This is a genomic window from Bdellovibrio bacteriovorus, assembly GCF_048286975.1.
Taxonomy (GTDB): domain Bacteria; phylum Bdellovibrionota; class Bdellovibrionia; order Bdellovibrionales; family Bdellovibrionaceae; genus Bdellovibrio; species Bdellovibrio bacteriovorus_H.
The window spans coordinates 1-22581 of sequence record NZ_JBLVRT010000001.1; the positions used below are offsets into that span (position 1 = coordinate 1).

The following is a 22581-nucleotide window of genomic DNA, read 5'->3' on the forward strand; positions in this document are numbered from 1 at the left end:
CCTCACCCGTGCGCCACTAGTACTCACCCGAAAGCTTTCCCCGTTCGACTTGCATGTATTAGGCACGCCGCCAGCGTTTGTTCTGAGCCAGAATCAAACTCTCCAGTTTAAATTCTGTTTAGAAGCAAACAGCTAGCTTTTACGCTATTGTTTGTTCGAATATTTTTTGAAATTGTGAATACCAATTACTCGGTATTCAAAGAGCCCAAAAATCTATTTTATCTAGCTATTCAGTTTTCAAAGAGCGAACATTTTATCGTGACTTCGTTTTATTCCGAATCGCGAGGAACCAATCTTATCAAAGATTTTGTCCCCGTCAACTATCTTTTTTCTTTTTCTTAACTTTCGACCTAAGTCTTAGTTATTGAAGAAGAAAAGTTGGTGGAGGCAACAGGGATCGAACCTGCGACCTTCTGAATGCAAATCAGATGCTCTCCCAGCTGAGCTATGCCCCCGAACGAAGTGGAGCTGTTTTCTCGTAAGGGCCGAAAAAGGTCAATAGCTTTTTTTCGAAAATTTAATAACTCACCTGAAGTTGCTCAATAAATAACCGAGGCGGGGGCCTCGGTTATTGCAAAAAACATAGATAAGTATTTGAATTTACAGGATATTAGGCGCTAGCCTTGAATTTTGACGCAAGCAGTCTGTTGAGCCACTTTCTTTCAAAACTAAGGTCGAACCCGACCTTTTCGCCCCCGGATACGATGGCTGTATAGACCTTTTTGAGGATTTCAACCTCGTGATCCAGGCCGTTGTCGGCTCCCATGGACTCTTCAATAGCCTCGTACACACTCAATAGATCCGGCGTAGTCACCACTTTAGGGATGCGGGACATATCCAAACCCAGGGTTTCCAATGGCTTGAATCCTACCAGCGTCTCTGTCAGCAGCACCTTTGTGCCATTCTTGAAGTTCACCTGAATGAAGGGCTTGCCTTCAGAGTCTGCGCGGTGAAGGACTTCATTCACGTCCTGAGTGTTGAAGGAGAATAATTTCCCGTCTAGATCCTGGCGAATTTGCACTCGACCTGACTCATTGATCTTCGCACGAAGACCCTTGGAGGCATCGACAAAATTCAAGATGTGATCTAGCTCAGCGTGCGTCGATTTCGTTTTAGAACTGCTCAAATTACCCTCCCCTAATATTATAGGGCGTCTCTAACTTACATTAGAGATATCGACAATCCCTTGAAGGACTTAACAAGAAAACAAAAAAAGATGAGAATCCAGCCTCTTATCCTGTCGCAATTTGAATAAAATTTCGTGATACTGTTTCAAGCCGGGATTCGTCGGCGGCGCGCCTTGTACCGGGCGTTCCGATTTGAGATAAACTGGCCTGAAAGAGGCACACATATGATCATCACACGTTGGCAAGCTCCGATCATCCCAAGCAAACAGCAAGTTCTTATGATTCTGGAATCAGAGGGCATGGAGCCCTATGAACAAGTTCTGGAACCCGCAAAGAAAGTCGGCGATCACCGCAAACCCTTTGCTGAGGTGCGAGTTATCATCAGCGGAGAAATGATTTTCAACGTATCCGGAAATCAATTTGTCCTGCGCCCTGGAGACCGTGTTGAGATTCCAGGAAACACCCGCTTTTCTTACGTGGCTCAAGGCGGAGAGCCTTGTGTGACTGTTTGCGCACAAAGAGCGATCTAAGTTTTAACCGAGATTAAAAACTAAAAAGCCCCCTTCTTCACAGACGGGGGCTTTTTTTTTATTTCTAACTGTCAGTCTTCATATCAAGCTTGCCTGAAGCTCCAGACGGAACCCGCATTCTATATAGAACTATTCCTTGTCCTTTTTCAGCTTCATCCAGCTGAGGTAATCGCGGATGTTCTTTTCAAAGCCTCTGGTGGTTGGTTCATAGATCGCGGTCTTTTCAACTTCTTCCGGCAGATAGGATTGCTCCACCCAGCCCGTGGGATAGTTATGCGGGTATTTATAATCACGGCCGTACCCCAGATCCTTCGCCAGCGCTGTCTTTGCGGATCGCAAATGCAGAGGCACCGGCAGCGTGCGGGTTTTTTCCACCAATTCACGGGCTTTATGCAAAGCCATGTAAGAGGCATTGGATTTCGGGCAAGACGCCAGATACGTCGTTACTTGAGAAAGAGTGATGGCTCCTTCAGGAAGACCAATGGCCTCCACTGCCTGCAGGCCCGCGATCGCTACGGAAATAGCGCGTGGATCCGCGTTTCCAATGTCTTCTGACGCCAGAATAATCAGGCGGCGCGCGATAAACACCGGGTCTTCCCCGCCATCAAGCATTCTTGCGAGATAGTACATAGCTGCATCCGGATCACTGCCGCGGATGCTTTTGATAAACGCCGAAATGGTGTCGTAGTGCATTTCAGAGTTCTTGTCATAACCCAGAGGATTCTGCTGCAGCAGTTCGCGCATGTCGTTCACATCCAGCAGCGGGCCTTCCACTTCGTCTTTGGTGAATGTGTACAGAATCTCAAGGCTGTTGATCAGACGACGGGCATCGCCGTCGGAGTATTCCAGCAGATTCTTGCGTGCGTCCTCGGTCAGGATTTTATCCAAGGGTTTTGCGTAGTGGGTTTCAGCACGCTTTACGATCTTGTTCAGATCGTCTTCAGACAGACGCTCGAAAATCACCACTCGACAGCGGCTAAGCAAGGCGCGGTTCAGTTCATAGCTGGGATTTTCCGTGGTCGCACCCACCAGCACCAAGTCGCCTTTTTCCACGAAAGGCAAAAGCACGTCCTGTTGGGCTTTATTAAAGCGATGAATTTCATCCACGAAGAGAATGGTCTTTTGCTGGTACTGAAGGCGACGGTCTTTGCCCGCTTCACCCACTTCTCGAAGTGCCTTGGCGCCAGAGTCCACGGCGTTCAGGTGCACATAGTGCGCATTGAAGTGCTGGGACAATGCCAGAGCAAAGGTCGTCTTCCCGGTGCCCGGAGGCCCCCAAATAATCAGACTGGGCAAATAGCCCTTACGAAGCATCTGTCCTAGTTTGGCCTGAGGCCCCAGGGTCTTTTGCTGTCCAAAGATATCATCCAGCGTCTTGGGACGCAGGATTTCTGACAGTGGTGAAGTTCCATGGGAGGCTTGAGATGCAGAGAAAAGATCCATGGGAGGGTCATAAACCATCCCTCCCCTAGAATCCACTATTTAATGCAGCTGATCGTGGGTGTATTTGTGTTACGAGCACCACTAATAGCGTAGCAGACAACCCCGTCGGGCTGCTTGATCTGATAGATCGCCGTCTCAGTGGCTTCGGGCCTTACCAGGAGTGTTTCTACCGTTGTTCCATCTGTAAATTGACTGACGGCAAAGGGCTTCATACCCGCCCAAGAAATTCCAATTCCTATCGCCAAAGACATTACGACAAGTAAAGTGGTTTTCATATTCACCTCACTTCAAGTTAAGCGAGGACTGCGTAGATGGGTCAAATCATAATAAAAAAGGGCGGTTTGACCGCCCTTTTTACATATTCCACTTTTGTCAGATGACTTAATCGCCAAGGCTTTCGATGGAGATAAAGCCGGTGGTTCTTTCTGGAGTCAGCTCGCCATTGGCGTCCCGGGAGAATCCAATGATATCCACTGTTCCTGATGCCTGGAATGCCGTGGAAGCACTCAAACCGCCGCAAACAATCGGGCAGGTCATAGAGATACTTTGAGCCGGAGTATATCTTTGCGTCGTGTCTGTCGGGGCTTTGTAACTTGGAATTTCTGGACCGCCAACGGCAGCCTCACCCTTTGCCCACCAGGTGGAGTTTAACGCCAGTAAATTATCTCCAGCGAACTCACATGTATAGGCGCCGCCGGAGAATTGCGGCCCTTGGAACTTCAAGCGTACAGAAGCCACAATCAAAGTCTTTTGAGTGTTTGGCCAAGCAATGGTCAGATACTGCACCTGGAAGAACGCTGCCCCCACATCGTTTGGTGAAGGGTTACTCTGATCTTCCGTTTCTTTGGTGATACAGCTTTTTGCCGAGGCATTGATCACATAGGTGCGCGATGGCGACACTGTCGCTGAAAGCTGACTGGCTTCCTGCGAGCAGTTTGGCAGGGTTACTGCCACCAATGCCACCAATAAAAATTTCCAGTGTCGCATGGGTCCTCCTCGTTAGAAGTCGGTGGTTGTCGGATTGCCCGCGTTGCTGTCGATCTGACCCATGATTCTTGGGGTCAGGAAGATCAACAACTCAGACTTTTCCTTGGAGATGTTCTTGGTCTTAAACAGATAACTTACGAATGGCAATTCGCGGAACCAAGGAACACCCACTTCACCGTCTGTGGCATCACTTTGATAGATACCACCAATAACCGCAGTCTGACCGTTTTTCACCAGAACACGGGTGTTGGCTTCACGGCTGTTCACCGCAAATGCGCCCTGACCGGCACTGGACACGTCGGCACCACGGAATTGTCTGTTAACCAGTACTTTCATGATAACAGATCCATCCGCCGTTACCTGTGGAGTCACCTCAAGTTTCAGCGTCAATGGCTTGAACTGGAACGTTTCCTGAGTGGCTGTCCCGTTCTGAGTCACCTGACGAACCGGAACTTCCGTCGTCTGATTGATGTCCGCTTTTTCATTGGAAAGGGTCATGATACGCGGAGCGGAGATGATTTTAACCTGCTCTTCGCTTTCGTTCAGGGCCAGGGCCGCTGACAAAGTACCAAAGATATCCAAAGTACCCACGTTCAGGTTGAAGTTCAAAGCACCGGAAGAACCCGCCGCGCTCTGATTCACGTTGAAGGATGGATTCATGTTCACCGGACCACGAGCCGTGGAACCCAGCTTGATTGGTGCACCTGTCGCACTCCAGTTTACACCGATATTGCGGGTGAAGCTTTCTTTCGCCTCGACGATTTTACCCTCGATGGACACTTGAGCTGGCTGCGTATCGAGGCTGGCGATCAGACGAGCTGCTCTTTCCAGATTTTCTTCGATATCAGTCACAACCAAAGCATTTGTACGAACGTCACCGACCACACGGCCACGGTCGCCCAGGAAGTCTTTGATCTTCTTTTCAAGTTCGTCCACTTTCGCGTAGCTGACCGGGAACATGCGAACCTTCAAAGGCTCCAGGTTCTTTCTGGCCTGAGCCAGTTTCGTTGCATCATCTTCTTCCGCTTTCAGATCCTGAAGTGGAGCGATACGCAATACGTTGCCCTGACGGGTGTAACCCAGCTTTTTCGCTTTCATGATCACAACCAGCGCCTGGTCCCAGGGAACCTGACGCAGCTTCAGACTGACTGCACCTTTAACGTCTTCAGAGATCACCATGTTCACGCCGGACTCTTCCGTGATGAAGTTCAAAGCGTCACGGATGTCCATGTTGCTGGTCTCGATAGAGATCTTTTTACCGTAGAATTTGGTGTTGCCGGCAAGGAACTCCGTCAGATTCTGGCTTGGCAGGATGTTGTTGTCTTCCATCGCCGTGCTGACGTCTGTCACTTCCATCGCCTCTGCCGGAGCAGATCCGCTGGCCACGATCAGAAGGCTGTTGCCTTCCTGCTGAACCATCGGCTCACCAACGCCTTCACGCATCTGAATCACAAAGCGCGCTGTTGCAGAACCTGGGTTTTGATAAGCATCAATCGCCCCCACGCTGCCTTTGATGTCTTTGGTGTTCAAAGAGCGTTTCAGACGGTCTGGCAGGTTGGCATTGTCCACTTCAATGATGAACTGGCGCAGATCAGGATTTGTGCGGGTGGTGTACGTCAAAGGACGATCCCCCTGCACGATCACAGTTCCACCCGTTTCATTGGCGCGGAATTTAAGATCCGTGATATTTGCCGGAGCTCCGGATGGAACAGCGGCAATCGTTTCAGTCACTGGTGCCGGAGCCGGCTCGGAAACCGGCGGCTGATCCGCAAATGGATCTGGCGTGGTTTCAGTCACCGTCGGCTCTGGAGTTTGAGCAGGAACATCCGCAACAGAACTGTCGGCAAACGGATCTTCCGTCGGGCTGGTTTCTTCAGGAGCAGGAGCTGGCGTATCGGCCACCTGTTCCTGTCCACCCGCCTCGTTCACTTCCTCTTCGATGGCCAGATCCTGGTCACCGGCAGGAGCAGCCTGAGATTCAGCTTGAGCTGGCTGTTGATTGTCGATTTCATCGAATTCTGCAAAGTCATCAGAGGCTGATTCAGCCGCTGGAGCGCTTTCGTCTGCAGATGTCACATCCGCAGAGGAATCCATGCCATCCAAAGACAGATCGTCTTCAACCGGACGGCTTGCACAGGAAGTCAGAGAGGCAATCATTGCGCTCAGGATTACTAATCTAATGAATCCGTTCATTAGTTCCTCCTCTTAAAAGATAACTATTTTTTCAACTCCATAATGCGTGACTCTTTAAAGGCTTTGCCGTCGTCGTATTTTGTTTCCACGACAACAACCTCCCCTTCACGGATCGCCGCCACGAATCCTTCGCTTCGGCCGATCTTGGAGTTCTTAGTCACTACAAATACAGCCCCGTCCGGATCTTTGATCATCGCACGAGGTGTTCTAACATCCCACAAAATACCCACGACCTGTAAACGATCAACTTCCCAGCGTTGCAAAGGCTCGAGAATCTCGTTTGGACGAGCCGCTTCCGGACCCGTTGGGCGAACCGTTTTAAAGATCTTAAACGGATCTCTTTTCCCGGTCGGATCATAAATATATCCATCACTGGACAAAATCTGCTGCGGAGGCGGTGCCGTCATCTGATCCCCTACCGGCATTTCATTGGCCGGAGGCGGAGGAATCTGTGCAGGCACATCCACTGGTGGCGGAGTTTGTGCCGCTGGAGGCGTTCCTGCCGGAGTTCCTGCTGGAGGCGGGCTGCCCGCAGGTGGAACCTGGGTGTTTTCAACCTCTTTCAGAAATTCTGCGGGAAGATCACCGTTGGACGGAGCATCCTGAGAATGCGCCGGCGCCATGAACTTCATGCTGACCGCAAAGGCCAGCCAAAGTCCCAGAGAGGCCACTAAAATGTAAGATACAATCCATCTTACAGACTTCACTGCGGGTTCTCCGTTGTGGCAGGCTTCTTCTCTTCAGGGGCCAGTTTGTAACCAACCACCTGACCTTCAAACTTCAATTTACGGGAGCCCGGTTCGCTTTCAGAAATAACAACATTCTGAACGCGCGCCATACGCTCGGCCGTGGACACCAGGAAAGTGAACTGGGCAAGTTCCGCGTAACTGCCCTCAAGGGACACTTCGACAGGAACCTCTTCCACGACTTCTTTTTTGATGTTTTCGCCCGGTTTTTTCGACTTCACACTGACGCCGGCATTACGGGCGAAATCATCGATCGCCTTATTGATATCAATAGAGAACAATACCGCCGGCAAACGACGGGAGATCTCCTGATACTTCTGGCTGAGCTGACCGACTTTTTCCTGCATCTCCTGAACTTGTTTCAGAGTTGCATCGGTGTCTTTCTTTTTGTTTTCTTCTTCCTGCAGCTGCTGGTTCACAGTCACGATTTGTGCATCGACGGCAGAGCCGTCATCGTACATGAAGTTCCAGTACATGGCGGTCAGACCCAGGCCGATCACCAGGATTTTTCCAATTGTCTGGACTGCGAGCAGATCAAATAGCTTATTCATTTGCTCTCTCCAACAAACAACTGATTTCAAACTTTTTCAAACTGACCCCGTCGGTCACCGTTTCACTGGAACTGACAAGGTTTACGTCCATCAGGAACACACTCTTGGTCAAAGCTTCCAGGAACTGAGAGACCTCGAAGTCACTCAAAGCAAGCCCCTGGATGTTCACGCGCGTTGGGTTTACCTGCACGCGGGTCAACCAGGCTTTTTCCGGAATCACTGTCTGCAGCAGATCCAATACACGGATCTCACGCTGGCGGTCCTTGGAGATTTTCTCCAAAGCCGAGATACGAGCCTCCATCAGGGCCTCGTCCTCTTTAAACTTTTTGATCTCGGCCACGGAATCCGCAGCTTTGGCATTGTAGGTCTGAAGCTCCGCCAGAATCTGGTTTTTGGAGTTCAGTTCTGCCACCTTGCCCGGAACGTTCTGGTTTTCATAAATGTACAATGCCAGAGGTCCGATCAACAAAAGCACCAGACGCTTCAATGCCTCTTTGCGGATCTCATCGGCCCCCATAAAGGAGTCTGATGAAATCCCCAGTGACGCCCCGATGGAGCCGCCGCCCGAGGTAGAAGCTTGTGATGCCAGATTGATCTTGATCATGTCGCATCCCCCTGTTCACGCAGGGCAAGACCCGTCACGACCCCGGCAAAGGAGCTGATCTGATCAAGATATTCAGGAGAGAACTTTTTCGGATTGGCCTTCACACGCAGGAACGGATTGAATGGTTCCATCAAAATGCCTGTCACGCGGGAAACCGTCTCAACCAGCCCGGAGGTCGCAGAGCTTCCACCCGTGTAGAAACAACGGCTTAGAACCAGACCGTTTGTCGTGGCACTTAAGAAATCCAGGCTGCTGCGGATTTCTTCCGTTACCGCCTCGTTGGTGGCACTGATGATGCTGTGAACTTCGTCCGGGACTTCACGGCGGGAAATTGCACTGAGCTTCAACGCTTCGGCTTCCGCCACGGTCACACCCATCGCTTTGTGGATTTCATTGGTGTAGTTGGCGCCGCCCACCGGGATGTCACGGCAGAAAATCACTTCGCCGTTTTGCAGAACCACGAAGTTGGTGATAGAGGCACCGAAATTCAGGATACCGATCACTTCGCCCGGGATTTTTCCGTAATTGAGTTCAAACGCATTGGCCAATGCAAAGCCAGAAACGTCCAATACGCCGCAAGTCAGGCCACTGACCTCAATCACTTGAGTGTACTGGGTCACAAGTTCGTTCTGCGCAGCAATCAGAAGAATGTCCATGGCATCAGGAGATGCACTGGAATTCAGAATATGGTGGGCCAGACTGATATTGTTGATATCAAACGGGATGTACTGCTCGGCCTCGAAGCGAATCTGATCTTTGATAAGCTTGCGATCCATCTTGGGAATGGTGATCTTTTTCACGATCACGGCGGTTCCCCACATGGCAGTGGCAATGGATTTACGCTTGGTTTTTACTTCGTTGATCAGCTGCTGAATGGCGATACCGACAGAGGCGATATCCACGATCTCCCCACCGGACACGGCATTGGGAGGCGTTGGTGCAAAACCAAAAGAGAGAAGTTGGGCGCCCTTGCCACTGACGTCCATTTCAGCAAGCTTGATGGAGCTCGATCCAATGTCGAGTCCTATGACCTTTTTCGATTTAAAAAACATGCTTACGCTGCTTCCCCAGTTGTACCACTCAGATGTCTTTTCAAAGACTTACGTCTTTAGGACCCAAGTCTGATATACTAAAATTATTTCTGCTTGGGTGGGGAATGTCAAACAAGGGTCGAGGCTGAAAACAAAAGGTCCAGCCCCGAGGCGAAGGTCTTGCCGTCAAATCAGACAGCAGGAAGGAACAAACCGAGGTACCAAAGCGCGATGGCTTCACCACCAAACAGGTAAATCACCGCCCCCAAAGCCAGATAAGGACCGAACGGAATCACCGTCTTTAGTCCAGCCTTCTGCTTTCTGGCAGCGATCAAACCGATCACACTGCCCACAATCGCCGAAGTCATGATCACAAACGGAATGGCCTTCCAGCCGACGATGGCTCCGATCCAGGCCAGAAGCTTGATATCGCCCCCACCCATGCCTTCGTTTTTAGTGAACATATAATAGACGTAAGCCATCCCCCACAGAAAGCCCCCACCCATCAAAACGCCAAACAGCGCATCCAGGAACTCACGCTGAGGGTTCAGGGCCGCACCAATAAGTCCAATGACAATCCCGGACAGAGTAAATTCGTCCGGCAGGATCATGTGATCCAGGTCGATGAACGTGCAGACAACAAGTCCAAAAATAAAGATCAAGTATTCAAGCAGCGTCCACGTCAGACCCGCATAGTGGTAAGAAAGCGCAAACAGCACTGCCATGATGATTTCCACCAGAGGGTAGCGGAAAGAGAACTTGGCCTGACATTTGCGGCATTTGCCACGAAGAATGAACCAGCTCAGGATAGGGATATTGTCATACCATTTGATCTGGGTTTTGCAGCTGTAGCAGTAGCTGCGAGGTTTGACGACACTTTCCTCGCGTGGCAGGCGATAGATCACGACATTGCCGAAACTTCCAAAAATCGCACCCAAAACAAAGAAAAGGACGTAAAAGCCCGTATCCAGATCAAACAATGTCTTTTCTCCTGAAGAAGAAGTTCGTCGCCAGCACCGCCAACAAAGCCCAGCCCGTCATGTGCGCCAGCATCCACAGAATATTTTCAGCCGGAATCCCCTTTTCAAGGAAGTACGCTGATTTCCAGTTCATACGATAGAAATTCGGGGTCAACCAGTGCAGCACTTTCACTGCCTGCACAAACAGGTCTTCACGACTTTTTTCCGCGAAGAAAGCCAGATCCCCCAGCCAATGCCCCAGCAGGAGCACCATAAAGCCCGCACCCAAAGCCAGCACCGGGCGCACCACCAGACTGAAGAAAATCACCAGACACAGAATCACGGCGCTTTCACACCACAGACTGAGAGCGATCTCAAGGAACGACAGCAGGAATTGAGGTTCTTTCCACAGACCCAGCAGAATCCACAGCAAAATGGTCAAAGATCCCATCAAAAGACTGTTCAACGCCAGAACCCCCAAAAGTTTTCCGACGATAAACTGGGCACGGGACACCGGACGGGACAGAATCAGCAAACAGGTTTGCTTTTCAATTTCCTTGGCCAACAGGTACGCCCCGGAAAACAGAGAAATTCCCAAACCCGAAATCTGAATCGCCAGGAAACCGAAGTCCGTCAGAATTTTGCGTTGCTCAGCAAACGATAATGCCCCCAACAAGAAGCTCAGACCCAACAAAGCGATGGCAATCAACACGGCCACCATAAAAACACGTTCACGCAACATTTCGCGCAAAGTGGTGCGCGCCAAAGTCAAAACCTTATACACGGCCCTCCTCCTTTCCTTTCAGAACAGAGAAGGCTTTTTCCAGGCTTTGGAATTCAGCCATGAAGGAGCTTAATACCCCGTCGTACAGAATCTGACCGCGATTGATCACCACCAGATGGGTGCAAAGCTCTTCCATATCCTGCAAAAGATGGCTGCTGAAGAACAAACTGACACCGCGCTTTTGTTCTTCACGAAGGATGTCTTTCACCATAGCCCGCCCATCAGGATCAAGGCCTGACATCGGTTCATCCAAAATCAACAAATCCGGGCGAGTCAGAATGGCCTGGGCAATCCCGATTCTTTGCAACATACCTTTGGAGTAAGTTCTAAGACGGCGGTCTCGGGCTTCGAAAAGGTCGACTTTTTTCAGCGCTTCGTGAGCTCTTTCATGAAAGTCCTTCATCGCGGAACCATAACAAAGATTCCAGTGCAGACGCAGGAATTCCATGCCCGTCAGGAATTCATAAAGATAGGGGCGCTCGGGAAGGTACCCTATGCGGGTTTTGCTTTCGCTGGTCAGAGGGGATCCAAAAAAGTTGATCTGACCACTGTCCGGGCGAATGAAATCAAAAAGACATTTGATGGTGGTGGTTTTACCCGCCCCATTGCTGCCGACAAAGCCGGAAGTTTGGCCTTCAGGCAAAGAGAAGGTCACGTCACACAAGACATGACGGTCCTTTTCAAAAAGACCGCCTTTAAATGTCTTATTCAGCTTTTCAATTGATAATACAGCCATGAAAAACTATGGCTTCAGCTCGATATTCAAAGCTTTCACCATCTCCCTGACAGGATCATACTGTTTGGAGGTGGCTGGCATCAAGTCGCGAGAACCCAAAATTTCAGAGTATGTGTCTTTATTGCGGTTCTGTTCCAGAGCATCAATCAACGCGAACATCAAAGTGTGGGTTGTCTTGGGATAAGCATCATAGAAATCCTGACGAACGCAGAATGGATCATTCGGGATCGGAGCGCTTTTCCACAAAATACGGTATTTCGCTTTTTTATCGGTGCCGAACTTTTCCCAAGCCCCTTGCGTGCCTTTTTCATCATCACTGAAGACGGCGGCAGCATCGACTTTCTTGGCTTCCAGGAACTGAATGGATGCCTGGTGATTGCCGGTGAATACAACTTCTTTGAAGTCCGTATCACTCAAACCCTCTTTGCGCAGGGCCACCTGAGGATACAAATATCCAGAAGAGGACTTGTCATCAACGAAGGCCACTTTTTTGCCTTTCAAAGCTTTCAGACTTTTGATCCCGGATCTTTGCGGCGTGATGATCATGGAATAGTAGTACGGCTCGTGCCATACCTTCTTTAGAAGGACCTTGGCTTGAGCCTGCTGTTCAGCAAAAACATATGTTGAAGAACTGAAGAAGGCAAAATCCACCTTCTTGGTCTTCATGGCCTCGATCAAGCCGACATAGTTCTTGGAAACGTAGATATTGACCGGAATGTTGAGTTTGGCCTGAAGCTCTTTTGCCAGAGCCAGGCCCTGTTCACGCAGATTCTCGGGATTGCCTCCAGGGATCACGCCAATCGTGATACTGGGAGGGACTGCTTCAGAGGTGCCCTCCGCCGCAAAAGCTGTGGAGATCGAAAGAAGTGTCAGCAGTCCGAGAATAAGTCGTTTCAAAATTCCTCCATGGCCCCCAGGGCCTCGACTGATGATGACTCATTTCTTTCGTTTTTCAAAGCAAGAATGAAGGCTTCAGCAGCGTCACTTTCGGTGAGGCATGGAATATTATAGTCAGTACAAGCTCGACGAATGTCGAAGCTGGCCTCAATCGCACGGCGGCCTGAGGTGGTGTTGATCACAAAGGCCACATCACCCGAACGGATCTTGTCCACACAGTGAGGGCGGCCTTCATCGACTTTTCTAAGCGAAAGGCAGTTCACACCTTTTTCGTTGAAGAAATTCGCGGTTCCGGTTGTCGCCGACACCCCGTAACCCATGCGCTGAAGTTCACGCGCCAACGGCAGCATGACTTCTTTGTCTTTATCACGCAAAGAGAAGAACACCTGACCGATTTTTGGAAGTCTTATGTTACTTGAAAGGAAGGCCTTCGCCAGAGCTTCGGAATAGTTCTTTCCACGGCCCATGCTTTCACCGGTGGATTTCATTTCCGGCCCCAGAATGGAGTCAGATTCCGGGAATTTCTTGAATGGGAATACCACACCCTTTACGGACACGGATTCGGTTTTTCTCCAGTTGAGGTTTTCAAGCTTCAGGTCTTTCTTCTTTTTACCCAGCATCGCTGCCACACCCAGATCAATCAGCGGAATGCCCGTAGCCTTGGCAACGAACGGCACCGAGCGGGAACTGCGCGGATTGGCTTCAAGCATGTACACCACATCATTCTTCACGGCCAATTGCAGATTCAAGTGGCCGATCACACCGATACGGTTGGCCAGTTGTTTACTGAGGTCCTCGATGCGCTCGCAAGTTTCCGGTTTCAAACGGTGCGGAGGCAACACCCCCATGGAATCCCCCGAATGAACCCCGGCGGCCTCGATATGCTCGACAATTCCGCCGACCACAACCCAGTCCTCCCCGCGCACCAGATCGACGTCGACTTCCAAAGCACCAGCAAGGAACTGATCCATCAGGCACGGCTTTTCAGGAGAGATGTAGTCTTTATGGCGCTGGAAATAAGACAGAAGCTCCTCAGTGTTTTCGATCACTTCCATGCGGCGGCCGCCCAGAACATAACTTGGACGGCAGATCATCGGGTAACCGACATTTTTTTCAATGCGAAGGGCTTCTTCCAAAGAACCGGCCATGCCGGAGTTTGGAATTTCAAAATTCAGTTCACGACAAATTTTAGAGAACAATCCGCGGTCTTCCGCCAGATCGATGGTTTCAAGCGAAGAGCCCAGCAGACGGTAACCGGCTTTCACCAGATCCGGAGCCACCCCAATCGGAGTCTGCCCACCCAGCTGAGCCACAAAACCATAGGGCTTCATAAAGCGCATGATTTCCGAGAGACTTTCCACCGTCAAAGGTTCAAAGAACAACACGTCTGAAGTGTCATAGTCAGTGGAAACGGTTTCGGGATTGGAATTCACCATAATCACCTTGCGACCGTTTTTCTGGAAACCCTTCACCCCGCGCACACAGCTGTAATCAAATTCGATCCCCTGCCCGATGCGATTCGGACCACTGCCGATCACCACGACAGCATCCGGCGCGTCAACTTTGGCCGAAGCCATTGGCCAGTAAGACGAATAGAAATACGGCGTGGAGGATTCAAATTCACCGGCACAAGTGTCCACCTGCTGATAGCGCGGGAACATCTGATGCTTTTCGCGCAAAGCGCGGATGTCAGCTTCCTTCTTGCCAATCAAAGCTGCCAAACGGGCATCCGTGAAACCCTTGCGTTTGGCCTTCAAAAGAAGATCGACATTGTTTTCAGTGAAATCCGCCTTGAACATTCTTTCGAATTTGATCAGGGCCTCAATGTGCTCCAGGAAATAAGGATTGATGCGCGTCAGTTCCTCGATTTCCGCCACGGTTTTGCCATCACGGAAGGCCTGGAACAGATGATAGATGCGACGGCTGTTTGGATAAGAGATCTTGCCGGTCTCTAGTTCCACCTCTGGAATGGCCTGAGGGTCTTTTTCAAGACTGGCCAAAGCCTTCATCAAGGACTCCTGCAGCGTGCGCCCGATTCCCATGACTTCGCCGACGCTTTTCATCTGGGTGGTCAGGGAGTCCTTTGAGCCCGCGAACTTTTCAAAGGCGAAACGCGGGATCTTGGTAACGATGTAGTCCAAAGCCGGTTCGTAACAAGAAGGCGTTACTTTGGTGATGTCATTTTGAAGTTCATCCAGAGAATAACCAATCGCCAGCAAAGCCGCGATCTTGGCAATCGGGAACCCCGTCGCCTTACTTGCCAGCGCCGAAGAGCGGCTGACCCGTGGATTCATCTCAATCACCACACGTTCTTTTGTCGTTGGGTGAACGGCAAACTGAATGTTGGCCCCGCCTGTTTCAATACCCACTTCATTGATGATCTTGCAGGCCTCATCACGCATGGACTGATATTCACGATCACTTAAAGTCTGCTGAGGCGCCACCGTGATGCTGTCACCAGTGTGAACGCCGCAAGGATCCAGGTTTTCAATACTGCACACGACTACGAACGTGCCCTTGTGGTCACGCATGACCTCAAGTTCATATTCTTTCCAGCCCAGGATGCTTTCTTCCACCAGAACTTCGGATGTCGGGCTTTCATGCAGAGCTGTCACCAGCATTTTTTTGTATTCTTCCGGAGAGTAAGCGATACCACCGCCGCCCCCGCCCAGAGTGTAGTTCGGGCGCAGGATCATCGGATAACCCAGTTCATCGGCGATTTGCAGACCGTGTTCGTAGGTGCGGATGAGGTGGCTTTTTGGGTATTTCGCACCGATCTTATCCAGCAAACCGCGGAAAATTTCGCGGTCTTCACCGGCTTTGATCACCTGAGGTGTCGCGCCCAGCAGCTGAACTTTATATTTTTGCAGGATGCCCTTGGCATGCAGATCCAAAGCCAGGTTCAGAGCCGTCTGGCCGCCCAGAGTGGGAATCACTGCATCGGGCATTTCTTTGGCGATGATTTTTTCCAGATAGTCGACCTTCAAAGGTTCAACATAAACGCGGGTGGCGATCTCTGGATCAGTCATGATCGTGGCGGGATTTGAATTCACCAGGATGACTTCGAGGCCCTCTTTCATCAGGGCCTTACAGGCTTGAGTGCCGGAGTAATCAAACTCACAGGCTTGTCCAATAACGATGGGTCCAGATCCGATAATAAGAACTCTCTTAATACTGGACTTGCGCGGCACTCTTTCCTCCTCGAACTAGATCCCGAGCTTCCCCTCATTGGAGTAAATGAGCTCAGGCTTCACATGTTTATACTGTTCAAATTTATAACGCATTTTAATCAGGCGAAGCATCAGCAGATCCGGATCCAGATCCGGATCTTTGCGATGGCGCTTGGCCTCGCTCAGAATGAACTTCTTCGCACTTTCAGGATGGAAGCAGAAGCCGCGGGTGAAGACATAGGAATCACCCTGAGGGATCAAACGCACTTCAAACAACTCATCCTGGTCAAAGCCGAAAACAAACGGAGACGCCTTCACCACCATCACGTTGGAAGAGAAGAAGCCTTTTTTGTTCTGCAGAATATCCTTGATATAGACGTCGCCATCCTTGATTTTCACAAACTCGAAAATGGAATGGCGGTGCTGCTTCAGCACTTCCAGAGTTTTCAGCTCTTCCTCAGAGAAACGAAGTTCACGCACCAGAAGGCAGGCCTCCAGCGGCGTCTGACCGAAACCCTTCAGTTCACGGGTGAAAAAATACCAGTCGTAGAACTGCGCCATGCGAGACTCATAGTGCTCGGAGTTTTCATCCAGAGTACCGGCGTTTTCAAAGAACTCTTTTTTGGCCATGGCCAATTCGTCCTTGAAGGCGTCGCTGACAAAGTGGTTAAGAATTTTTTCGATCAGTTTTTCGTATTCGTTCATATCATCCGCTCTACAAAGTAGCTAAACAGCCCTGAAGCCTCATGCGGCCCAGGACAACTTTCCGGGTGATATTGTATTCCTAAACACTTGCGTTTTTCACTATAAAAACCTGCCACAGTGCCGTCATTGAGGTTCACATGGGTGACCTTCACGTCAGAAGGCAAAGAAGCCTCTTCCACGGCGTATCCGTGGTTCTGGCTGGTCATATAAATCTGATTAAGCAGGGTGTCGCGAATCGGATGATTGGACCCACGATGGCCGAATTTTAACTTGTAGGTCTTTGCCCCCAGGGCCAGCCCCAGAATCTGGTGACCCATGCAGATACCAAAGATCGGTTTTACACCCAAAAGTTCGCGAACTGTGCCGATGGCCACTTTTACGTCCGCAGGATCGCCCGGGCCGTTGGTCAGCATGATCCCGTCCGGATTGTAAGCCAGAATCTCCTGAACCGAGGAGCGGCTGTTGAAAATCTTGATTTCAGAGCAGCGGTTTTGCAGTTCACGCAGGATGTTTTCTTTGCTGCCAAAATCCAGAACCGCCACCTTCGGGCCCACCATGTTTTCACCGCGGCGGGTTTCTGCTTCTTTGCGGGAAGTGATGTACACCCAGTCTTTATCCACGGTCTTTTTTGCGGCTATCAGGCTGTCTGCCTTTTTCAAAGCTTCAGCCTCGGAGCCGGCCTGAACCAGTGCTCCCCACGGAGTTCCGCCCTGACGCAATCGCAAAGCCAAAGCCCGCGTGTCCAGCTCGGTGAGCATCGGAATTTTATTATCAGTCAGTCGTTTTTTCCAGGCATGGTCGCGTTCGCTGTCCTGAACTTCCAGACAGATGAAGCCCTCGATCCAGAGCTTCCGCGATTCCCAGACAGCATCTTCAACCCCATAATTCCCCTGCATGGGGGCAGTCATCACCACAATTTGAGAAAAATAAGACGGATCGGTGGCAATTTCTTCGTAACCGGAGTGGGAGGTGTTGAACACAACCTCGCCGGCGCGATCTTCACCACCCTGCCATTGACCGGTGTAGACTTCCCCACCTTCAAGCACCAGATAGCCGCGCATCACTCCCCCTCTTTCAACGTCATTTGAATCAGACTTTGACGAATCAAAACACCATTGGAAACCTGATCCAGCACCTTGCAGCGCGGATCCTTCAGAACGTCGGAATCAAGCTCAGTCCCTTGATTGATCGGCCCCGGATGCATGATCAAGGCCTGGCCCGAAAGGGACTGCAGATTTTTGGCGGTGAAACCATACTGATCACGATAGTCCGCCAAAGAATATTTATTCTCGTGACGCTCCAACTGCACTCGCAACGCCATCGCCGCTGTGGACCACTGAAGACCTTCCTTCAAAGTGGCAAACACACGACATGGTGGCTGGGCCGGAAGAAATTCTTTTGGACCACACAGAGCCACTTCGTAACCCAGCTTTTCTGCCAGCTCAAAGTGAGAGGCCGCAACCCGGCTGTGGCGAACATCGCCCACGATCAAAAGCTTTTGGCCTGAACACGTGCCCAGATGCTTGCGAAGAGTGTAAGCATCCAGCAACGCCTGCGTCGGATGCCCCTTCTTTCCCCAGCCGGCATTCAGAATCGGGGTGCTGATTTTTTCGGAAAGATCTTTCAGATCCAGATCATCCCCACAGCGGATCACCAAAAATGCTGGCTTCATGGCCTCGACATTCAAAACGGTGTCTTCCAGGGTTTCGCCTTTTTCAAGACTGCTGCCCGCGCCGCCATCCAGACGCAACGGATGGATTCCCAAACGTGCGCAGGCCGTTTCAAAGCTCATGCGGGTGCGAGTGCTGGCTTCAAAAAACAAAAGGGCTCCGGTTTTTCCGAAGCCCTGAACAGGAGCCGATTTTGATGCCGCAACAGAGTCGGCAATAGAGAATAGGAAATCGATTTTTGTTTTTTCAAGCGAACGAAGATCAAGAATGGAGAAATTTTTCCTAGACGACATCTAGAACCCAAGACTAGGTACTTGGGCAGACCTTGTCAATGAACCGTAGAAAAAACTCGGTCCCAACGCACTGAAGGATAGCGATCACCGCCCCATTTGCGCTGCCAATCCAGCGAAAGCCAAATTAAAGCCACGCGGCCCACCACCTGGGTCATAGGAACCGTGCCCCAATAGCGCGAGTCGTCACTGGCATCACGATTATCCCCCAACAGGAAAACCTCTCCTGGAGGCACAACCAGCGGGCCGAAATCTTTGTCGTCTGGAGTTTTCTGGAAGATCACCCGCCAGGAGTCGGCACCGGAAGTCTCTTTGAAGATATCAAAGAGTTCCGCATTGGGATTATCGGAAGCCGCATCCAATTTTTCATAAGACACCGGTTCGTCATTCAGAACGAGGCGGCCTTTTACGATCTGCACCCGATCCCCCGGCAAACCCACCACACGTTTGACGTAAGTGACTGACGGCTGATTGGGATAGCTGAACACCACGATATCCCCGCGAGCCGGCAAAGTCAGATTCCAGCGCTTGGAAGCAAACGGAATCTGCACACCGTAAGACACACGTGAGGCAAAGATGAAATCACCGGGCTTTAGAGCCGGTTGCATGGAACCTGTCGGGACTTTATAAGCGGTGACCAGAAAGTGACGCACAAAAAGTGCGCACACCACTGCCAAAACCAAAGTTGTTAGATATTCCCGCCAACGATTCATCCCTAAATCCTAAACGGACTTGGGCGACACCTTCAAAGCAATTCTGAGGGCTTTCAATTATTTCTTAGGCGACCTATTAATCCAAGGTCTTAAATAAACGGTTGAAGCGGATTTGTGAGGGGTCACACACAAACGTCATTGTCGGCAAAGTGCTGTTACAAGATAGCCAGATGACCGACGCTTTTCCGACCAGATAGTCGTTTTTCACAAAACCCCAGAAACGTGAGTCACTGGATTGGTCCCGGTTGTCACCCATAAAAAAGAATTGCCCCGGCGGCACTTGGTAGACCTGCACATCAGACGAATTTTCTTCACTGAGGAAGCGCACCACATAGGATTTCTGAGTGTTGTTTTCAGTGAAATAATAAAACTCTTTATTGTTCACCAAGGGGCCCTCGTAAGGAGCCATCTCAAAAGCCTTGCCATTGACTGTGATGCGACCGGCGCGGACTTCAATCTGATCCCCGGGCAGACCAATCAATCGCTTGATATAATAGACATCCGGATTTTCAGGGTACTTGAAAACCACGATATCCCCGCGCTCAGGCGCTGACCATTGCACCAGCCACTTGTCACTGAAAGGGATGTGCAGACCGTAAGCGAATTTTTTTACCAGAATGTGGTCATGGATCAGAAGATTCGGAATCATGCTCCCGGACGGGATCACGAAGGGCTCAAACAAGGCCCAGCGCACTCCCATCACCAGCAGAATCGGAAACAGGAAAGTCAGGATCGCCTGATTCCATGTTCCTTTCAGATTGGGAGTGGCCTTGGGTTCAGACATCTAGTTCACAGAGTGGAAGAAACGTCCCCAGCGGATGGTCAGCGGGTTGCACAGGAACGGAAGCATTGGCACCGTTTCTTCGCAACTTAGCCATACGAACATCGCACGACCCAGGATGTTTTGTTTTGGCAGGAAACCCCACACACGGCTGTCTGAAGAATTCATGCGGTTGTCACCCATGACAAACAGATGGTCATCCGGAATGGTCACTGGGCCAAAGGTTTCATAGATATCACCCTTGCGAAGAAGGATGGCATGCTCTTTACCTTCTTTGGCAGCCTTGCCCGCAGGCAGGACTTCAGTGAACTCGACATAGTTTTCTTTGCTGTCGTTGATGTTGCCATCACGCTGGAAATCCGCATCGCGAAGCCATGCAAAGTCATCCATGTTGGCTGGAACCTTTTTTTCAACCGGTTTGTCGTTGATATAAAGAGTGCCGTTTTCGTAGTAAACCTTGTCGCCCGGCTCGCCCACGATACGTTTGATGAAGAAAGTGCTCATGTCTTTAGGATATTTAAAGACGATCACTTCCCCACGCTCGGGTTCGTTGAATTTCACCAGCCACTTTTCGCTGAAAGGAACACGCAGACCGTAAGTCAGTTTGTTCACGAAGATATGGTCATGAATCAAAAGTGACGGCAACATCGAGCCCGATGGAATCACATAAGCTTCGATGAAGCCCCAGCGAATGAACAAAGCGATGAACACCGCCAGGAACAAAGAGCCCCAACCCTCTGTCCAGAAGTGTTTCGTTCTAAAGTCCCAGCTTTTTGGTTGTTTGTCGCTCATGTTGATTCTCCTAGTCTTCGACTTTCAGGATCGCGAGGAAGGCTTCTTGAGGGACTTCGACATGGCCGATGGCCTTCATGCGCTTCTTACCCTCTTTTTGCTTTTCCAGAAGCTTACGCTTACGGGAAATATCACCACCATAACACTTGGCGGTCACGTCTTTTCTGATTGCCCCCAGAGTCTCACGCGCGATGATCTTGGCGCCGATAGCTGCCTGGATCGCCACCTGATACATCTGACGAGGAATCAATTCTTTCATTTTTTCAGCCAGCAAGCGGCCACGGTTTTGCGCCTTGGACCGGTGAACGATCAAAGACAGGGCATCGATAGCCTCACCGTTAATCAGAATATCCAGCTTCACCAGGTCTGATTCCTCAAAACCGACGAATTCATATTCCAAAGAGGCATAACCTTTGGAGATGGATTTCAAACGATCGTAGAAGTCCATCACCATTTCATTCATCGGCAACTTGTACTCGATGATGACTTTTTTGTCGGTGACGTATTCCATCTTCTGCTGGATGCCACGCTTGTCCTCGCACAGCTTCAGAATGCCGCCGATATAATCGGTTGGCGTGTGCAGAGTCACTTTTACGTAAGGCTCTTCAAACTTGGCAATCTGGGTTTCCACCGGCATACCGGATGGGTTTTCCAGCATCATTTCAGTGCCGTCAGTTTTTGTAATTCGATACACAACTGTCGGAGCCGTGGTGATCAGATCCAGATTGAATTCACGCTCGAGACGCTCTTGAACGATTTCCATATGCAACAGGCCCAGGAAACCACAACGGTAACCGAAACCAAGTGCCGCGGATTTTTCCACCTCAAATGTCAAAGACGAGTCATTCAGACAAAGTTTGTCCAAAGCGTCCTTCAGGTTTTCGTACTCGGAAGCCACGACCGGGAAGATACCGGCAAAAACCATCGGCTTGATACGCTGGAAACCTGCCAAAGGCTGGGTCGCCGGGTGTTTTGCGGAAGTGACGGTGTCACCGACCTGAACGTCACGGATATCTTTGATACCGCAGACGATGAAGCCCACTTCACCCGCCTCAAGAACATCCTGCATTAACGGGAATGGTTTGTACTTACCCATGCGCAGAACTTCATAGTCACGATCAGTGGCCATGAACTTGATCTTGTCACCTTTTTTGATCACGCCGTCGACCATACGAACCAGGACAACAACGCCCTGATAAGCATCAAACCATGAGTCGAAGATAAGAGCTCTTGGTGTCAGGCTGCGGTCCGCTTTTGGTGGCGGAACTTTTTCAACGATCGCTTCCAGAATATCGGTGATACCGATCTTTTCTTTCGCGGACGCGTGAATGATCCCTGTGCAATCCAATCCGACAGTGTCTTCGATCTGTTTCGCAACACCTTCTGGATCCGCGGAAGGAAGATCGATCTTGTTCAGAACAGGAATGATCTCAAGATTATTTTCCATGGCCAGGTAAACGTTCGCCAGGGTTTGTGCTTCCACCCCTTGAGCGGCGTCAACGACAAGAATCGCGCCTTCACAAGCGGCCAAAGAACGGGACACTTCGTAAGAGAAGTCCACGTGCCCCGGGGTATCGATCAAGTTGATCTGATACATGTTACCGTCTTTGGATTTGAAATCCAGACAGACTGTTTGAGCTTTGATGGTGATGCCGCGTTCGCGCTCAAGTTCCATGTTGTCGAGGAACTGATCCTTTTTCTCACGATCCGACAATGAGCCGGTGGCGGAAAGAAGACCGTCAGCCAAAGTAGATTTGCCGTGGTCGATGTGAGCGATGATAGAGAAATTGCGTATGTATTTAGGATCCATGGGCGGTAGTATAAATAAGAAGCGCCGAGTTGCTAGTGACAACTCGGCGCAATGATTAAGGT

Annotated in this window: 22 protein-coding genes, 1 tRNA gene and 1 rRNA gene; 1 reads left to right on the forward strand and 23 read right to left on the reverse strand. The window is 50.4% G+C overall.

Translation table 11 applies throughout. The annotated features are described in order from the left end of the window. From ACNQKP_RS00005 to ACNQKP_RS00015, 3 genes are all read right to left on the reverse strand, one after another. Positions 1 to 109, reverse strand: a 16S ribosomal RNA gene (locus ACNQKP_RS00005); the annotation flags it as partial. A 270-nt stretch (positions 110 to 379) separates the two neighbouring features. Further along, positions 380 to 455, reverse strand: a tRNA-Ala gene (locus tag ACNQKP_RS00010). Positions 456 to 610: 155 nt separating this feature from the next. Beyond that, entirely contained in the window at positions 611 to 1126 is a 516-nt protein-coding gene (locus ACNQKP_RS00015; RefSeq protein WP_015090011.1) for a hypothetical protein, read from the reverse strand. Between the two features lie 225 nt (positions 1127 to 1351). Between ACNQKP_RS00015 and ACNQKP_RS00020 the strand changes: the two genes are divergently transcribed. Continuing rightward, positions 1352 to 1657 (forward strand): cupin domain-containing protein, encoded by a 306-nt coding sequence (locus ACNQKP_RS00020; protein ID WP_417861995.1) that lies wholly within the window; start codon positions 1352 to 1354, stop codon positions 1655 to 1657. A 129-nt stretch (positions 1658 to 1786) separates the two neighbouring features. Here ACNQKP_RS00020 and ACNQKP_RS00025 read toward each other — a convergent pair whose 3' ends face one another. The 20 genes from ACNQKP_RS00025 to lepA form a co-directional block, all read right to left on the reverse strand. After that, on the reverse strand, positions 1787 to 3100 hold the full coding sequence (locus ACNQKP_RS00025; RefSeq protein WP_417861997.1) for a replication-associated recombination protein A: 1314 nt from the start codon (positions 3098 to 3100) through the stop codon (positions 1787 to 1789). Positions 3101 to 3135: 35 nt separating this feature from the next. Beyond that, the gene (locus ACNQKP_RS00030; protein ID WP_417861998.1) at positions 3136 to 3375 is read right to left on the reverse strand and encodes a hypothetical protein; all 240 of its coding nucleotides are present in this window, start codon (positions 3373 to 3375) and stop codon (positions 3136 to 3138) included. Positions 3376 to 3481: 106 nt separating this feature from the next. Beyond that, complete coding sequence (locus tag ACNQKP_RS00035; RefSeq protein WP_417861999.1) at positions 3482 to 4087, reverse strand: hypothetical protein; 606 nt, start codon at positions 4085 to 4087, stop codon at positions 3482 to 3484. A gap of 12 nt (positions 4088 to 4099) precedes the next feature. Continuing rightward, complete coding sequence (gene pilQ, locus ACNQKP_RS00040; RefSeq protein ID WP_417862000.1) at positions 4100 to 6280, reverse strand: type IV pilus secretin PilQ; 2181 nt, start codon at positions 6278 to 6280, stop codon at positions 4100 to 4102. Between the two features lie 23 nt (positions 6281 to 6303). After that, complete coding sequence (locus ACNQKP_RS00045) at positions 6304 to 6987, reverse strand: pilus assembly protein PilP (protein ID WP_417862002.1); 684 nt, start codon at positions 6985 to 6987, stop codon at positions 6304 to 6306. Further along, the gene (locus tag ACNQKP_RS00050; RefSeq protein WP_088566089.1) at positions 6984 to 7577 is read right to left on the reverse strand and encodes a type 4a pilus biogenesis protein PilO; all 594 of its coding nucleotides are present in this window, start codon (positions 7575 to 7577) and stop codon (positions 6984 to 6986) included. Before ACNQKP_RS00050 ends, ACNQKP_RS00045 begins: the two co-directional genes overlap by 4 nt. Continuing rightward, the gene (locus ACNQKP_RS00055) at positions 7570 to 8181 is read right to left on the reverse strand and encodes a PilN domain-containing protein (RefSeq protein WP_088566090.1); all 612 of its coding nucleotides are present in this window, start codon (positions 8179 to 8181) and stop codon (positions 7570 to 7572) included. The genes ACNQKP_RS00050 and ACNQKP_RS00055 overlap by 8 nt, the downstream gene beginning before the upstream one ends. Next, positions 8178 to 9233, reverse strand: a complete 1056-nt coding sequence (gene pilM / locus ACNQKP_RS00060) for a type IV pilus assembly protein PilM (protein WP_088566091.1) — start codon at positions 9231 to 9233, stop codon at positions 8178 to 8180. The genes ACNQKP_RS00055 and pilM overlap by 4 nt, the downstream gene beginning before the upstream one ends. Before the next feature lie 170 nt (positions 9234 to 9403). Then, a complete protein-coding gene (locus tag ACNQKP_RS00065; RefSeq protein ID WP_417862004.1) occupies positions 9404 to 10192 on the reverse strand; it encodes a prepilin peptidase in 789 nt (262 codons plus the stop codon). Further along, positions 10185 to 10955, reverse strand: a complete 771-nt coding sequence (locus ACNQKP_RS00070; protein WP_417862005.1) for an ABC transporter permease — start codon at positions 10953 to 10955, stop codon at positions 10185 to 10187. Before ACNQKP_RS00070 ends, ACNQKP_RS00065 begins: the two co-directional genes overlap by 8 nt. Continuing rightward, on the reverse strand, positions 10948 to 11691 hold the full coding sequence (locus tag ACNQKP_RS00075; RefSeq protein ID WP_417862007.1) for an ABC transporter ATP-binding protein: 744 nt from the start codon (positions 11689 to 11691) through the stop codon (positions 10948 to 10950). The genes ACNQKP_RS00070 and ACNQKP_RS00075 overlap by 8 nt, the downstream gene beginning before the upstream one ends. Positions 11692 to 11697: 6 nt before the next feature. Continuing rightward, positions 11698 to 12588, reverse strand: coding sequence for a phosphate/phosphite/phosphonate ABC transporter substrate-binding protein (gene phnD / locus ACNQKP_RS00080; protein WP_011163406.1), 891 nt, complete (start codon positions 12586 to 12588; stop codon positions 11698 to 11700). Next, positions 12585 to 15779 (reverse strand): carbamoyl-phosphate synthase large subunit, encoded by a 3195-nt coding sequence (carB, locus tag ACNQKP_RS00085; RefSeq protein WP_374027992.1) that lies wholly within the window; start codon positions 15777 to 15779, stop codon positions 12585 to 12587. Before carB ends, phnD begins: the two co-directional genes overlap by 4 nt. Positions 15780 to 15794: 15 nt before the next feature. Next, positions 15795 to 16463, reverse strand: a complete 669-nt coding sequence (locus ACNQKP_RS00090; RefSeq protein WP_011163404.1) for a hypothetical protein — start codon at positions 16461 to 16463, stop codon at positions 15795 to 15797. Further along, complete coding sequence (gene carA, locus ACNQKP_RS00095; protein ID WP_417862011.1) at positions 16460 to 17524, reverse strand: glutamine-hydrolyzing carbamoyl-phosphate synthase small subunit; 1065 nt, start codon at positions 17522 to 17524, stop codon at positions 16460 to 16462. The genes ACNQKP_RS00090 and carA overlap by 4 nt, the downstream gene beginning before the upstream one ends. Further along, positions 17524 to 18426: an aspartate carbamoyltransferase catalytic subunit gene (locus tag ACNQKP_RS00100; RefSeq protein ID WP_417862013.1), complete on the reverse strand. Its 903-nt coding sequence runs from the start codon at positions 18424 to 18426 to the stop codon at positions 17524 to 17526. The genes carA and ACNQKP_RS00100 overlap by 1 nt, the downstream gene beginning before the upstream one ends. A gap of 35 nt (positions 18427 to 18461) precedes the next feature. Continuing rightward, positions 18462 to 19136, reverse strand: coding sequence for a signal peptidase I (gene lepB / locus ACNQKP_RS00105; RefSeq protein ID WP_417862015.1), 675 nt, complete (start codon positions 19134 to 19136; stop codon positions 18462 to 18464). Between the two features lie 76 nt (positions 19137 to 19212). Continuing rightward, positions 19213 to 19920 carry a signal peptidase I gene (gene lepB / locus ACNQKP_RS00110; protein ID WP_417862016.1) on the reverse strand — a complete coding sequence of 236 codons (708 nt, stop codon included), beginning with the start codon at positions 19918 to 19920 and terminating at the stop codon, positions 19213 to 19215. Beyond that, positions 19921 to 20709 (reverse strand): signal peptidase I, encoded by a 789-nt coding sequence (lepB, locus tag ACNQKP_RS00115; protein ID WP_417862017.1) that lies wholly within the window; start codon positions 20707 to 20709, stop codon positions 19921 to 19923. It abuts the gene before it with no gap. A 10-nt stretch (positions 20710 to 20719) separates the two neighbouring features. Then, positions 20720 to 22519 carry a translation elongation factor 4 gene (gene lepA / locus ACNQKP_RS00120; protein WP_038451587.1) on the reverse strand — a complete coding sequence of 600 codons (1800 nt, stop codon included), beginning with the start codon at positions 22517 to 22519 and terminating at the stop codon, positions 20720 to 20722. Between the last annotated feature and the right edge of the window lie 62 nt (positions 22520 to 22581).

What these genes read in the sequence shown, in the direction of transcription:
- lepA (WP_038451587.1), bottom strand. Translation starts at nt 22,519, where the DNA reads ATGGATCCTAAATACATACGCAATTTCTCTATCATCGCTCACATCGAC.
- ACNQKP_RS00075 (WP_417862007.1), bottom strand. Translation starts at nt 11,691, where the DNA reads ATGGCTGTATTATCAATTGAAAAGCTGAATAAGACATTTAAAGGCGGT.
- ACNQKP_RS00025 (WP_417861997.1), bottom strand. Translation starts at nt 3,100, where the DNA reads ATGGATCTTTTCTCTGCATCTCAAGCCTCCCATGGAACTTCACCACTG.
- ACNQKP_RS00100 (WP_417862013.1), bottom strand. Translation starts at nt 18,426, where the DNA reads ATGTCGTCTAGGAAAAATTTCTCCATTCTTGATCTTCGTTCGCTTGAA.
- ACNQKP_RS00020 (WP_417861995.1), top strand. Translation starts at nt 1,352, where the DNA reads ATGATCATCACACGTTGGCAAGCTCCGATCATCCCAAGCAAACAGCAA.
- lepB (WP_417862017.1), bottom strand. Translation starts at nt 20,709, where the DNA reads ATGAGCGACAAACAACCAAAAAGCTGGGACTTTAGAACGAAACACTTC.
- ACNQKP_RS00035 (WP_417861999.1), bottom strand. Translation starts at nt 4,087, where the DNA reads ATGCGACACTGGAAATTTTTATTGGTGGCATTGGTGGCAGTAACCCTG.
- ACNQKP_RS00090 (WP_011163404.1), bottom strand. Translation starts at nt 16,463, where the DNA reads ATGAACGAATACGAAAAACTGATCGAAAAAATTCTTAACCACTTTGTC.
- carA (WP_417862011.1), bottom strand. Translation starts at nt 17,524, where the DNA reads ATGCGCGGCTATCTGGTGCTTGAAGGTGGGGAAGTCTACACCGGTCAA.
- lepB (WP_417862016.1), bottom strand. Translation starts at nt 19,920, where the DNA reads ATGTCTGAACCCAAGGCCACTCCCAATCTGAAAGGAACATGGAATCAG.
- ACNQKP_RS00030 (WP_417861998.1), bottom strand. Translation starts at nt 3,375, where the DNA reads ATGAAAACCACTTTACTTGTCGTAATGTCTTTGGCGATAGGAATTGGA.
- pilQ (WP_417862000.1), bottom strand. Translation starts at nt 6,280, where the DNA reads ATGAACGGATTCATTAGATTAGTAATCCTGAGCGCAATGATTGCCTCT.
- lepB (WP_417862015.1), bottom strand. Translation starts at nt 19,136, where the DNA reads ATGAATCGTTGGCGGGAATATCTAACAACTTTGGTTTTGGCAGTGGTG.
- ACNQKP_RS00055 (WP_088566090.1), bottom strand. Translation starts at nt 8,181, where the DNA reads ATGATCAAGATCAATCTGGCATCACAAGCTTCTACCTCGGGCGGCGGC.
- ACNQKP_RS00050 (WP_088566089.1), bottom strand. Translation starts at nt 7,577, where the DNA reads ATGAATAAGCTATTTGATCTGCTCGCAGTCCAGACAATTGGAAAAATC.
- pilM (WP_088566091.1), bottom strand. Translation starts at nt 9,233, where the DNA reads ATGTTTTTTAAATCGAAAAAGGTCATAGGACTCGACATTGGATCGAGC.